The following is a 15,092-nucleotide window of genomic DNA, read 5'->3' on the forward strand; positions in this document are numbered from 1 at the left end:
CAGATTTCAGATGTCTATAATTCGCCCCACTTCCGGCGCAGTCGAAACGGAAAACTCCTTGAGATTCAATGAGTTATGTAGGTTTCGGCAGTGAGCTGCTTCAGTTTATCGAAGCCGAAAGGAAGTTGAAAAAGAGGTGTTGACAGCAGCGTGTAACGCTGTAGATTCGCCTCCCGCTGACGAGAGATCTGAAGCGCAAGTGGTTGAAGTTGTTGAAGAATTCTTCGAAAACTTCTGAAAATAATCACTTGACAGCAAATGAGGCTGCTGTAGAATGCGCGCCTCGGTTGAGACGAAAGATCTTAACCAACCGCTCTTTAACAACTGAATCAAGCAATTCGTGTGGGTGCTTGTGGAGTCAGACTGATAGTCAACAAGATTATCAGCATCACAAGTTACTCCGCGAGAAATCAAAGATGTAACCAACGATTGCTGAGCCAAGTTTAGGGTTTCTTAGAAACCCAAAGATGTTTGAACTGAAGAGTTTGATCATGGCTCAGATTGAACGCTGGCGGCAGGCCTAACACATGCAAGTCGAGCGGATGAGAGGAAGCTTGCTCCTGGATTCAGCGGCGGACGGGTGAGTAATGCCTAGGAATCTGCCTGGTAGTGGGGGACAACGTTTCGAAAGGAACGCTAATACCGCATACGTCCTACGGGAGAAAGCAGGGGACCTTCGGGCCTTGCGCTATCAGATGAGCCTAGGTCGGATTAGCTAGTTGGTGAGGTAATGGCTCACCAAGGCGACGTATCCGTAACTGGTCTGAGAGGATGATCAGTCACACTGGAACTGAGACACGGTCCAGACTCCTACGGGAGGCAGCAGTGGGGAATATTGGACAATGGGCGAAAGCCTGATCCAGCCATGCCGCGTGTGTGAAGAAGGTCTTCGGATTGTAAAGCACTTTAAGTTGGGAGGAAGGGCAGTAAATTAATACTTTGCTGTTTTGACGTTACCGACAGAATAAGCACCGGCTAACTCTGTGCCAGCAGCCGCGGTAATACAGAGGGTGCAAGCGTTAATCGGAATTACTGGGCGTAAAGCGCGCGTAGGTGGTTCGTTAAGTTGGATGTGAAATCCCCGGGCTCAACCTGGGAACTGCATTCAAAACTGTCGAGCTAGAGTATGGTAGAGGGTGGTGGAATTTCCTGTGTAGCGGTGAAATGCGTAGATATAGGAAGGAACACCAGTGGCGAAGGCGACCACCTGGACTGATACTGACACTGAGGTGCGAAAGCGTGGGGAGCAAACAGGATTAGATACCCTGGTAGTCCACGCCGTAAACGATGTCAACTAGCCGTTGGGAGCCTTGAGCTCTTAGCTGGCGCAGCTAACGCATTAAGTTGACCGCCTGGGGAGTACGGCCGCAAGGCTTAAAACTCAAATGAATTGACGGGGGCCCGCACAAGCGGTGGAGCATGTGGTTTAATTCGAAGCAACGCGAAGAACCTTACCAGGCCTTGACATCCAATGAACTTTCCAGAGATGGATTGGTGCCTTCGGGAACATTGAGACAGGTGCTGCATGGCTGTCGTCAGCTCGTGTCGTGAGATGTTGGGTTAAGTCCCGTAACGAGCGCAACCCTTGTCCTTAGTTACCAGCACGTCATGGTGGGCACTCTAAGGAGACTGCCGGTGACAAACCGGAGGAAGGTGGGGATGACGTCAAGTCATCATGGCCCTTACGGCCTGGGCTACACACGTGCTACAATGGTCGGTACAAAGGGTTGCCAAGCCGCGAGGTGGAGCTAATCCCATAAAACCGATCGTAGTCCGGATCGCAGTCTGCAACTCGACTGCGTGAAGTCGGAATCGCTAGTAATCGTGAATCAGAATGTCACGGTGAATACGTTCCCGGGCCTTGTACACACCGCCCGTCACACCATGGGAGTGGGTTGCACCAGAAGTAGCTAGTCTAACCTTCGGGAGGACGGTTACCACGGTGTGATTCATGACTGGGGTGAAGTCGTAACAAGGTAGCCGTAGGGGAACCTGCGGCTGGATCACCTCCTTAATCGACGACATCAGCTGCTCCATAAGTTCCCACACGAATTGCTTGATTCATTGAAGAAGACGATAGAAGCAGCTTTAAGCTCCAAGCTGATAGCTCCAAGCTAACAGTTACGCGCTCGAAATTGGGTCTGTAGCTCAGTTGGTTAGAGCGCACCCCTGATAAGGGTGAGGTCGGCAGTTCGAATCTGCCCAGACCCACCAATTTTGTTATGGGGCCATAGCTCAGCTGGGAGAGCGCCTGCCTTGCACGCAGGAGGTCAGCGGTTCGATCCCGCTTGGCTCCACCATATAACTGCTTCTGAAAGCTTAGAAATGAGTATTCCTTGAGAATATTGATTTCTAGTCTTTTGATTAGATCGTTCTTTAAAAATTTGGGTATGTGATAGAAAGATAGACTGAACGTTACTTTCACTGGTAACGGATCAGGCTAAGGTAAAATTTGTGAGTTCTCTTAGTTGAGAAATTCGAATTTTCGGCGAATGTCGTCTTCACAGTATAACCAGATTGCTTGGGGTTATATGGTCAAGTGAAGAAGCGCATACGGTGGATGCCTTGGCAGTCAGAGGCGATGAAAGACGTGGTAGCCTGCGAAAAGCTTCGGGGAGTCGGCAAACAGACTTTGATCCGGAGATGTCTGAATGGGGGAACCCAGCCATCATAAGATGGTTATCTTGTACTGAATACATAGGTGCAAGAGGCGAACCAGGGGAACTGAAACATCTAAGTACCCTGAGGAAAAGAAATCAACCGAGATTCCCTTAGTAGTGGCGAGCGAACGGGGACTAGCCCTTAAGTGGCTTTGAGATTAGCGGAACGCTCTGGAAAGTGCGGCCATAGTGGGTGATAGCCCTGTACGCGAAAATCTCTTAGTCATGAAATCGAGTAGGACGGAGCACGAGAAACTTTGTCTGAATATGGGGGGACCATCCTCCAAGGCTAAATACTACTGACTGACCGATAGTGAACTAGTACCGTGAGGGAAAGGCGAAAAGAACCCCGGAGAGGGGAGTGAAATAGATCCTGAAACCGTATGCGTACAAGCAGTGGGAGCCCACTTTGTTGGGTGACTGCGTACCTTTTGTATAATGGGTCAGCGACTTATTTTCAGTGGCGAGCTTAACCGAATAGGGGAGGCGTAGCGAAAGCGAGTCTTAATAGGGCGTCTAGTCGCTGGGAATAGACCCGAAACCGGGCGATCTATCCATGGGCAGGTTGAAGGTTGGGTAACACTAACTGGAGGACCGAACCGACTACCGTTGAAAAGTTAGCGGATGACCTGTGGATCGGAGTGAAAGGCTAATCAAGCTCGGAGATAGCTGGTTCTCCTCGAAAGCTATTTAGGTAGCGCCTCATGTATCACTGTAGGGGGTAGAGCACTGTTTCGGCTAGGGGGTCATCCCGACTTACCAAACCGATGCAAACTCCGAATACCTACAAGTGCCGAGCATGGGAGACACACGGCGGGTGCTAACGTCCGTCGTGAAAAGGGAAACAACCCAGACCGTCAGCTAAGGTCCCAAAGTTATGGTTAAGTGGGAAACGATGTGGGAAGGCTTAGACAGCTAGGAGGTTGGCTTAGAAGCAGCCACCCTTTAAAGAAAGCGTAATAGCTCACTAGTCGAGTCGGCCTGCGCGGAAGATGTAACGGGGCTCAAACCATACACCGAAGCTACGGGTATCACCTTCGGGTGATGCGGTAGAGGAGCGTTCTGTAAGCCTGTGAAGGTGAGTTGAGAAGCTTGCTGGAGGTATCAGAAGTGCGAATGCTGACATGAGTAACGACAATGGGTGTGAAAAACACCCACGCCGAAAGACCAAGGTTTCCTGCGCAACGTTAATCGACGCAGGGTTAGTCGGTCCCTAAGGCGAGGCTGAAAAGCGTAGTCGATGGAAAACAGGTTAATATTCCTGTACTTCTGGTTATTGCGATGGAGGGACGGAGAAGGCTAGGCCAGCTTGGCGTTGGTTGTCCAAGTTTAAGGTGGTAGGCTGAGATCTTAGGTAAATCCGGGATCTTAAGGCCGAGAGCTGATGACGAGTGTTCTTTTAGAACACGAAGTGGTTGATGCCATGCTTCCAAGAAAAGCTTCTAAGCTTCAGGTAACCAGGAACCGTACCCCAAACCGACACAGGTGGTTGGGTAGAGAATACCAAGGCGCTTGAGAGAACTCGGGTGAAGGAACTAGGCAAAATGGCACCGTAACTTCGGGAGAAGGTGCGCCGGTGAGGGTGAAGGACTTGCTCCGTAAGCTCATGCCGGTCGAAGATACCAGGCCGCTGCGACTGTTTATTAAAAACACAGCACTCTGCAAACACGAAAGTGGACGTATAGGGTGTGACGCCTGCCCGGTGCCGGAAGGTTAATTGATGGGGTTAGCTAACGCGAAGCTCTTGATCGAAGCCCCGGTAAACGGCGGCCGTAACTATAACGGTCCTAAGGTAGCGAAATTCCTTGTCGGGTAAGTTCCGACCTGCACGAATGGCGTAACGATGGCGGCGCTGTCTCCACCCGAGACTCAGTGAAATTGAAATCGCTGTGAAGATGCAGTGTATCCGCGGCTAGACGGAAAGACCCCGTGAACCTTTACTATAGCTTTGCACTGGACTTTGAATTTGCTTGTGTAGGATAGGTGGGAGGCTTTGAAGCGTGGACGCCAGTTCGCGTGGAGCCATCCTTGAAATACCACCCTGGCAACTTTGAGGTTCTAACTCAGGTCCGTTATCCGGATCGAGGACAGTGTATGGTGGGTAGTTTGACTGGGGCGGTCTCCTCCTAAAGAGTAACGGAGGAGTACGAAGGTGCGCTCAGACCGGTCGGAAATCGGTCGTAGAGTATAAAGGCAAAAGCGCGCTTGACTGCGAGACAGACACGTCGAGCAGGTACGAAAGTAGGTCTTAGTGATCCGGTGGTTCTGTATGGAAGGGCCATCGCTCAACGGATAAAAGGTACTCCGGGGATAACAGGCTGATACCGCCCAAGAGTTCATATCGACGGCGGTGTTTGGCACCTCGATGTCGGCTCATCACATCCTGGGGCTGAAGCCGGTCCCAAGGGTATGGCTGTTCGCCATTTAAAGTGGTACGCGAGCTGGGTTTAGAACGTCGTGAGACAGTTCGGTCCCTATCTGCCGTGGACGTTTGAGATTTGAGAGGGGCTGCTCCTAGTACGAGAGGACCGGAGTGGACGAACCTCTGGTGTTCCGGTTGTCACGCCAGTGGCATTGCCGGGTAGCTATGTTCGGGAAAGATAACCGCTGAAAGCATCTAAGCGGGAAACTTGCCTCAAGATGAGATCTCACTGGAACCTTGAGTTCCCTGAAGGGCCGTCGAAGACTACGACGTTGATAGGTTGGGTGTGTAAGCGCTGTGAGGCGTTGAGCTAACCAATACTAATTGCCCGTGAGGCTTGACCATATAACACCCAAGCAATTTGCGTCGAAGAGACCAGATTGCGGTGTGTGAAGACGAAACGAACCGAAAGTTCGAAAGACTCACAAAACACCAGCTGTCACATACCCAATTTGCTGAAGCGAGGCCACAGGCCACGACTCAGTACCCGAATTTCTTGACGACCATAGAGCGTTGGAACCACCTGATCCCATCCCGAACTCAGCAGTGAAACGATGCATCGCCGATGGTAGTGTGGGGTTTCCCCATGTGAGAGTAGGTCATCGTCAAGATTAAATTCCGAAACCCCAATTGCGAAAGCAGTTGGGGTTTTGTTTTGCCCGCAGGAAAGTTCTTACAGCATTCACGGACGCCGTCCGGCTGTCATACCCTGCCGACAATGCTAAGGTTCTGCCCTGGCTTTTGTACTTCTCCAAGGAAACCCTTATGCCGGACGCCCAGTCCCTCAACGCTGCATTCATGGTGGTCCAGAGCAATAGCCTGGACGAGCTGCGCAGCCTTGTGATCAGCATAATGCGGCGCTATCCACTGGCCCCGCTGGAAAACGAAATCGCTCTGGTGCAGAGCAACGGTATTGCCCAGTGGCTCAAATTCGCTTTGGCTGAAGATCCAGAGGACGACGACCTCGGAGGTTGCGGCATTGCGGCGGCGATTGATGTGCAACTGCCGGGCAGTTTCATGTGGCAGCTTTATCGCATGGTATTAGGCCGAGATGAAATTCCTCCCAAATCCCTGCTCGATAAGGCCCCGCTGACCTGGCGTCTCATGCGCCTCCTCCCACAGGTCATTGATCGCCCGCATTTCGAGCCATTGCAACGCTTCCTTACCCACGACGCCGACCTGCGCAAACGCTATCAATTGTCCGAACGCCTGGCGGATCTGTTCGACCAATATCAGGTGTACCGGGCCGACTGGCTTGAAGACTGGGCCGAAGGTCGGCATCAACTGCGCAACGTCAGGGGAGAAGTAAAGCCACTGCCCCCGACCAGTTGTTGGCAGGCAGAACTGTGGCGTGCGCTGCTGGATGACGTGGGCGAGCAAGGTATGGCGCAGAGTCGTGCCGGCGTTCATCAACGGTTTATCGAACGCATCAACAACCTCACCGAAGCGCCTGCGGGATTGCCATCGCGAGTGATCGTTTTCGGGATTTCTTCACTGCCAGCCCAAGTGCTTGAGGCGCTGGCCGGGCTTGCGCGTTTCAGTCAGGTCCTGCTGTGTGTACACAACCCCTGCCGGCACCACTGGGCCGATATTGTCGCCGACAAAGATCTGCTGCGGCATCAATACAAACGGCAATCGCGCAAGACTGGAATGCCCGCAGTGCTGGACCCTGAAACGCTGCATCAACACGCCCATCCACTGTTGGCTGCGTGGGGCAAACAAGGCCGGGACTACATAAACCTGCTCGACAGCTATGACGATCCCAATAGCTATCGGGCGGCTTTTCGCGATGGCCGCATAGACCTGTTCAGCGAAACTCAACCACACAATCTGCTCAATCAACTACAGGACGATATCCTGGAGTTGCGCCCACTCAACGAAACACGTGAACATTGGCCTGCTGTCGATCTGGCAAAGGACGAGTCGATCCGTTTTCACATTGCCCACAGCGCTCAACGTGAAGTTGAAATACTGCACGACCAGCTTCTCGCGCGCTTTAGTGCCAACCCGCATCTGCGTCCGCGCGATGTGATCGTGATGGTGCCTGACGTCGATAGCTACGCACCGCATATCCGCGCAGTATTTGGTCAGCTTGATCGCCATGATCCGCGATTTATACCCTTCACATTGGCCGATCAGGGGCAGCGCGGCCGCGATCCACTGCTGATCGCAGTCGAACACCTGCTCAAGCTTCCCGACAGTCGTTTCCCGGTCAGTGAAATCCTCGACCTGCTCGACGTTCCCGCACTTCGCGCGCGTTTTGGTGTGGAAGAGCGCGACCTGCCAACACTGCACCGCTGGATCGAAGGTGCGGGCGTGCGCTGGGGCATGAACGCCGAGCAACGCGCGGGCCTGGGGTTACCCGACGAACTAGAGCAAAACAGCTGGCATTTTGGTCTGCGCCGCATGCTTCTCGGTTACGCCGTCGGCAGTGCCAATGCGTGTGAAGGAATTGAACCCTACGATGAGATCGGCGGACTCGACGCCGCACTCATCGGGCCGTTGGTGGCTCTGCTCGATGCCCTGGAACTTGCCCACCAACAGCTCACCCAACCCGCTCAACCCAAGGAGTGGGGATACCGTTTGCAGGCGCTGATGCAACTGTTCTTCAAGGCTAGTAACGAGCATGACGATTATTTGTTGACCCAACTCGAGGAACTGCGCGAAACCTGGCTGGAAACGTGTGAGGCCGTCGGTCTGACGGATGAGCTACCACTGACCGTGGTTCGTGAAGCCTGGCTCGCGGGGCTGGACCAAGGGCGATTGTCTCAGCGGTTTCTGGCTGGCGCCGTGAACTTCTGTACGCTGATGCCCATGCGTGCCATTCCGTTCAAACTGGTCTGCCTGCTGGGAATGAACGACGGCGACTATCCACGGGCGCAGCCGCCGCTGGACTTCGACCTCATGGGCAGCGACTACCGTCCGGGAGATCGTTCGCGGCGTGAAGATGACCGCTATCTTTTGCTCGAAGCACTTTTGTCAGCGCGCAATCAGCTGTACATCAGTTGGGTCGGCCGCAGCATTCGCGACAACAGTGAACGACCGGCTTCCGTGTTGATCGGCCAGTTGCGCGATCACCTCGCCAGCGGTTGGCGATTGCTCGACGAAAGCGGTGATCTGTTAAGTGCCATGACGCAAGAGCATCCGCTGCAACCGTTCAGTGCGCGCTATTTTCATGACGGCGATCAACTCTTCAGCTATGCCAGCGAATGGCAGGTTCTGCATCAACAGCATGAGCCTCAAAACGAAACTCAGCTACTTACCCCTTATGTGCAGGAGGAGCCGTTGAGCCTGGCTTTGTTGCAGGATTTTTTACGCAATCCGGTTCGGCATTTTTTCACCCAGCGCCTCAAGGTGTATTTCGAGGCTGCCGAAGCACCGCTGGCTGACGAAGAACCCTTCGTATTGGACGCATTGCAGCGCTATACGCTCAGCGACAGCCTGCTCGAAGCCGCTCTCAGGCAGCCGGACAATGTCGATCAGGCTTTGACTGCCCAGGCCCGCCGTCTGCAGAACAGCGGTCTGCTGCCAATGGCCGGGTTCGGCGAGTGCCTGCAACGAGAGCTGATCGAACCTTTGCCGGATTTGCTGCAGCGTTATCAACAATTGCTGACACTCTGGCCGACCCCTCTGAACAGTGCGATGCCGATCAATCTAGAGTTGCAGGGTTTGCGTCTTGAAGGCTGGCTTGCCGGTTTGCACCAGCGCACCGACGGTGGCCTATTGTCGGTCACGACCATTCCCAACAACATTGGCTCGATCAAAAGCCGCAAATGGCATCGCCTGACCAAGCCTTGGATCAATCATCTGGTGGCCTGCGCCAGTGGACTTTCGCTGACGACAGCGTTGGTCGCCAGCGACGATACCTTGCTGCTTGAACCCATGGAGCCAGCGCGGGCGATACGTTTTCTTGGCGACTTGCTCCTCGCCTGGCAGGCAGGCATGCGACAGCCACTGCCAATCGCGGTAAAAACCGCTTTTGCGTGGCTTTCCCAGACCGACCCTCTGAAGGCCGAAGCCGTGGCACGTAAAGCGTATGAAGGTGACGGGCAGACCAGCGAAGGTGAGCGCCGCGAGAGCCCGGCGTTGTCCCGGCAATACGCCGACTTCGATGCATTGCTGGAGGACGAAACATTCTCCGGTTGGTGCGACGCGTTGTATCGCCCACTGTTTGAAGCGCCTTGGCGTTCGCTGTCCACCGAAGGGACTCGCGCATGAGTACAAAGACTCCCCTCGCACTGGCCTTTCCCCTACAGGGCAGCCAGTTGATCGAAGCCAGTGCCGGTACCGGTAAAACCTTTACCATCTCGGCTTTGTATCTGCGGCTTATCCTCGGGCATGGTGATGAGGCGAGTGGATTCGGCCGCGAATTGCTGCCACCACAGATTCTCGTGGTGACCTTCACCGATGCCGCGACCAAGGAGTTGCGTGAGCGCATACGTACGCGTTTGGCCGAGGCAGCTCGATTCTTTCGTGACGAAACGGCTGCGCCCGATGCATTGATCGCCGAATTGCGTGACCAATTCGACACCCAACAATGGCCCGGTTGTGCCAACCGCCTCGATGTCGCCGCGCAGTGGATGGACGAGGCCGCCGTCTCAACCATCCACAGTTGGTGTCAGCGCATGTTGCGTGAGCATGCGTTCGACAGCGGCAGCTTGTTCACCCAATCCCTGGAAACCGATCACAGCGACTTGCTCGGCGAAGTGCTGCGCGATTACTGGCGACTGTTCTGTTACCCGATGCAGGGCGATGCCTTGAATTGGGTTCGCAGTAATTGGGGGGGCCGGCGGCGTTATTGCCTCGCGTGCGCGGGCTGTTCGCCAGTGAGCGTGACAGCGACGAGGGCAAGGCGCCTGCGGAGCTTATAGATGAGTGTCTGCAAGAACGCCGCGTGGCGTTGATCGAACTGAAAATGCCCTGGCGCCAGTGGGCAGACGAATTGCTCGCCATTTGCCAGCAAGGCGTCGCGAGCAAAACCGTCGACGGGCGCAAGATGCAGGCGCGTTACTTTGAGCCGTGGTTCGAAAAGCTCAAGGCATGGGCCGAAGACGAGACCTTGGAGCAACTGGATATCGGTACTGGTTTCACTCGACTGACCCCCGACGGGATGGCGGAAGCGTGGAAAGGCCAGGCTCCAGGTCACCCGGGTCTGGATGCCATGTCAAAGCTCAAGTCGAGCCTCGATGCATTGCCGACCCCCGATGCCGCTGTGCTGCAACATGCTGCCAAATGGGTAGGCGCACGCTTTGAAGAAGAGAAGCGGCGTCGCGCCGAGATGGGCTTCGACGACATGTTGTTGCGCCTTGATGCCGCTCTGCAATCCGATGGAGGCGAACGTCTTGCGACGTTGATTCGCGAGCAGTTCCCGGTCGCACTGATCGACGAATTCCAGGATACCGATCCGGTGCAGTATCGAATCTTCGAAAGCATCTATCGCATCGAAGTGAACAGTCCCGAGACCGGCCTGTTCCTGATCGGTGACCCGAAGCAGGCGATCTACGCTTTCCGCGGTGCAGACATCTACACCTACCTGCGCGCGCGTCAGGCCACCACTGGCCGACTGCATACACTGGGCACCAACTTCCGCTCCAGCCATGGCATGGTCAACGCGGTCAATCATGTATTCGAGCGCGCCGAGTCCCGAGAGCAGGGACGCGGCGCGTTTTTGTTCCGCGAGAAAAACGGCGACAACCCGGTGCCGTTCCTGCCCGTGGAATCTCAGGGCCGCAAGGAACGCCTGCAGGTTGCCGGGCAGGAAGTCGCAGCGTTGAATGTCTGGCACTTGTCCAGCGACCAGCCACTGTCCGGCGTGGTCTATCGCCAGCAATTGGCAGCGGCGTGCGCCAGCGAAATCACCGCGCTGCTCAATGGCGGACAAAGCGCTGACGCGGGGTTTGTTCAGGACGGCAAAGACTTCAGAGGTCTGAGGCCGTCCGACATTGCGATTCTCGTGCGCGACGGCAAAGAAGCCCAGGCCGTTCGCGCTGAACTCGCCGCCCGAGGTGTGCGCAGCGTTTATCTGTCGGACAAGGATTCGGTATTCGCGGCTCAAGAAGCTCACGATCTGCTGTCCTGGCTCAAGGCCTGTGCCGAGCCGGATGTCGAGCGCTCCCTGAAAGCCGCATTGGCCTGTATCACCCTGAACCTGCCATTGGCCGAGCTGGAACGTCTGAACCAGGACGAACTGGTCTGGGAAACCCGGGTCATGCAGTTCCGTGGCTATCGCGAGCTATGGCGCAAGCAAGGTGTGCTGCCGATGTTGCGCCGCCTGCTGCACGACTTCCACCTGCCGCAAACCTTGATGAAACGCACCGATGGCGAGCGTGTACTGACCAACCTTTTGCACTTGTCGGAGTTGATGCAGCAAGCGGCTGCGGAACTGGACGGTGAACAAGCGCTGATTCGCCATCTGGCCGAATTGTTGGCAGTGTCCGGCCAGGCCGGCGAAGAGCAGATTCTGCGTCTGGAAAGTGATGAGCAACTGGTCAAGGTCGTGACCATCCACAAGTCCAAAGGCCTGGAGTATCCATTGGTGTTCTTGCCGTTCATTTGCTCGGCAAAACCCGTGGATGGCAGTCGCTTGCCACTGCATTATCACGACGCCGAGGGCAGGGCTCAGGTGAGCCTGAAACCAACTGCCGAGTTGGTAGCGCAAGCGGACGATGAGCGTCTGGCCGAAGACTTGCGCTTGCTCTACGTTGCGTTGACTCGCGCACAACATGCCTGCTGGTTAGGCGTGACGGATCTCAAACGAGGCAATAACAACAGCTCGGTGCTGCACCTATCGGCGCTGGGTTATCTGCTTGGTGGTGGCGCATCGCTTGGCGAGTCCAGCGAACTGAAACGCTGGCTGCAAGACCTGCAACAGGATTGCCCGGCTATCCATATCGATGAAATGCCCCAACCCACCGACGAGCATTACCAGCCCCCGCGCAACGATGCCGTGCTGAGTGCGACACTGTTGCCCAAGCGCAAAGCCAGCGAAAACTGGTGGATCGCCTCCTACAGCGCTCTGCGCATCAGCGATGTGTTGAGTATCGGCAGCGATGAAGCACCGGACAGCCCGCAAGCGCAAAAGCTGTTTGATGACGAACGCCTTGATCCCGACGCGCCGCGCGACATCATTGCCGGCGGTGCCGATATCCACCGCTTCCCGCGCGGTCCCAATCCGGGAACGTTTCTTCACGGTTTGCTGGAATGGGCCGGTGACGACGGCTTCGCCGTTTCCCGCGAAGCGCTGGAAGATGCGATTGCCCGGCGCTGCAATTTGCGCGGCTGGGAGGGCTGGATCAATACTCTGAGTGACTGGCTGCAACATTTACTGCAGTCGCCATTGCCGATTGCAGGTGGGCAGCCGCCAGTTGTTCTGGAGCAACTGAAGCAGTATCGGGTCGAGATGGAATTCTGGTTCGCCAGTCATAAAGTCGATGTAGTCAAACTCGACGAACTGGTGCGTCAGCACACGCACAGGGGCGTGGCCCGTGTGGCGGCAGAACCGGTGCAACTCAACGGCATGTTCAAAGGTTTTATCGACCTGACCTTCGAACACAATGGCCGTTACTACGTGGCCGACTACAAATCCAACTGGCTCGGCGTGGACGACCTGGCCTACACCGAGCAGGCCATGGAACAGTCGATCCTCGACAATCGTTATGACCTGCAATACGTGCTGTACCTGTTGGCGTTGCATCGCCAGCTCAAGGCACGACTGCCTGATTACGATTACGACCGGCATGTCGGCGGCGCGTTGTATCTGTTCCTGCGTGGCACACGTGCTGACAGTCGCGGGGTGTATTTCGCCCGGCCGCCACGTGAGCTGATCGAACGTCTCGACCGAATGTTTCAAGGAAAACCTGAACCCAAGACCGAGCCCGCCTGGGAACAGGGAGTCCTGCTATGAGCCGCACCTTTGCCGATCTGCTCCCCACGCCGCTGGCAGCCGACAGCCTGTCGAGGCTTTCGCCGCTGACCAGCGCCGATGATCTGTTGATCTTGCTCACTCGTTGGGTCGAGCGTGGCTGGCTGCGTGCGCTGGACAAAGCATTCGTCGCGTTCCTTCACGAACTCGAGCGCGATACGGATCCGCTGGTGCTGCTCGCTGCCGCCCTGACCAGTCATCAACTTGGCCACGGTCATGTCTGTCTCGATCTGTATGAAACCCTGAAAGCTCCTGACTTCGCGCTGTCGCTGCCCCCCGAAGGAGACGTGCAAGGTGGTGTGTTGCTGCTGCCTTCGCAATTGCTCGAGGCGCTCGATGGCGCTCACTGGTGCAAGGTTCTGGCGAGCAGCTCCCTGGTCGCACTGGCGGCGGACACCCGTGATAGCGCAGAGCAACGCCCGCTGGTGCTGTCGGGCAAACGCCTGTATCTGCGACGCTACTGGACCTACGAACGGCGCATCGACACGGCGTTGCGCGAGCGTCTGCAACAAGTCGAGCCGACTCCGGACGATCTGCCGCAGCGGTTGAATGAGTTGTTCGGATCAGCGAGAACCGGTGAGGTGATCGACTGGCAGAAACTCGCCTGTGCCATCGCGACCCGTGGCGCCTTCAGCATCGTCACCGGCGGCCCGGGCACTGGCAAGACCACCACAGTGGTGCGGTTGCTGGCTCTGCTGCAAGCGCCGGCAGTCGCCACCGGTCATCCGCTGCGGATTCGTCTGGCGGCACCGACGGGAAAGGCTGCGGCGCGGCTGACCGAGTCCATCAGCCAACAAGTGCAGTCGCTGAAAGTCAGCGAAGAGGTGCGGGCGAAGATCCCTTGCGACGTCACCACCGTGCACCGTCTGCTGGGCAGTCGTCCCGGCACCCGGCACTTTCGGCATCATGCAGGCAATCGCCTGCCATTGGATGTGCTGGTGGTCGACGAAGCTTCGATGATCGACCTGGAAATGATGGCCAATCTGCTCGATGCCTTGCCAGCCCATGCACGACTGGTGTTGCTCGGTGACAAGGATCAATTGGCTTCTGTTGAGGCCGGCGCAGTGCTAGGCGATTTGTGCCGGGATGCCGAGGGTGGCTGGTACAACCCGCAGACCCGACAGTGGCTGGAATCGGTCAGCGGTGAGTCGCTGCAGGACAGTGGCTTGCATGAAGACGTCGAGGGTGCTCACCCGCTGGCCCAGCAAGTGGTCATGCTGCGTCACTCCCGGCGTTTCGGCGAGGGCAGCGGGATCGGTCAGCTCGCGCGTCGGGTCAATCAGCAGCTGCCGGATGAAGCGCGTCAGTTGCTCGCGGCCGGGCACTATGACGATGTGTATTCGTTGCCGCTCAAGGGCGAACAGGATCATAAACTGGAGCGCCTGTTGCTGGAGGGGCACGGCGACGGCCCGCAGGGTTACCGCCATTATCTGAGTGTTCTGCGTGATCAGCGTCCACCGTCGGGCAGACCCCTCGAACATCCGGACTGGATTATTTGGGCCCGCGAAGTCTTGCAGGCGTTCGATACATTTCAGCTGTTGTGTGCAGTGCGCAAAGGGCCATGGGGCGTTGAAGGTCTGAATCAACGGATCACCGCCGCGCTGCTGAGGGCCCGTCTGATCGAAAGCGATCAGCAATGGTACGAAGGTCGGCCAGTCCTGATGACTCGCAACGATTACGGTCTGGGCTTGATGAACGGCGACATCGGGATCGCCCTCAAGCTGCCCGAGCGCGAAGGACCCGACGCGGGCAAACCGGTGTTACGCGTGGCGTTCCCGCGCAACGATGGCCAGGGCGGCGTGCGTTTCGTATTGCCCAGCCGGCTCAATGACGTCGAAACCGTCTACGCCATGACGGTGCACAAGTCCCAGGGCTCGGAGTTTGCCCACACCGCGCTGATCCTGCCCGACGCCTTGAACCCGGTATTGACCAAAGAATTGATCTACACCGGCATCACCCGGGCCAAGCATTGGTTCACCCTGATTGAATCCCGGCCGGGGGTATTTGAGGAAGCGGTGCAGCGAAAGGTCAAACGCCTGAGCGGGCTGATGCTGGAACTGGAGGAAGGGGGCGTGCCCGCGAGGTGAGA

At 56.4% G+C, this 15,092-nt stretch carries 2 protein-coding genes, 2 tRNA genes, 3 rRNA genes and 1 pseudogene; all 8 read left to right on the forward strand.

Translation table 11 applies throughout. The features are described from left to right. Positions 1-473 precede the first annotated feature (473 nt). Positions 474-2,014 (forward strand): 16S ribosomal RNA (locus ACZZ0A_RS00005). 123 nt (positions 2,015-2,137) lie between these two features. Beyond that, positions 2,138-2,214: transfer RNA gene (locus ACZZ0A_RS00010), tRNA-Ile, on the forward strand. Positions 2,215-2,224: 10 nt separating this feature from the next. After that, positions 2,225-2,300, forward strand: a tRNA-Ala gene (locus ACZZ0A_RS00015). 233 nt (positions 2,301-2,533) lie between these two features. Further along, positions 2,534-5,427 (forward strand): 23S ribosomal RNA (locus ACZZ0A_RS00020). Between the two features lie 150 nt (positions 5,428-5,577). Next, a 5S ribosomal RNA gene (rrf, locus tag ACZZ0A_RS00025) occupies positions 5,578-5,693 on the forward strand. The 16S, 23S and 5S rRNA genes sit together here with 2 tRNA genes alongside, the layout of an rRNA operon. Positions 5,694-5,847: 154 nt before the next feature. Continuing rightward, positions 5,848-9,300, forward strand: coding sequence for an exodeoxyribonuclease V subunit gamma (gene recC, locus ACZZ0A_RS00030; RefSeq protein ID WP_463542348.1), 3,453 nt, complete (start codon positions 5,848-5,850; stop codon positions 9,298-9,300). Further along, positions 9,297-12,985, forward strand: a pseudogene (recB, locus tag ACZZ0A_RS00035) (exodeoxyribonuclease V subunit beta). Before recC ends, recB begins: the two are co-directional and overlap by 4 nt. Continuing rightward, a complete protein-coding gene (recD, locus tag ACZZ0A_RS00040) occupies positions 12,982-15,090 on the forward strand; it encodes an exodeoxyribonuclease V subunit alpha (RefSeq protein WP_095114173.1) in 2,109 nt (702 codons plus the stop codon). The pseudogene recB and the gene recD overlap by 4 nt, the downstream one beginning before the upstream one ends. Positions 15,091-15,092 lie beyond the last annotated feature (2 nt).

This window comes from Pseudomonas sp. AC242, assembly GCF_979258655.1.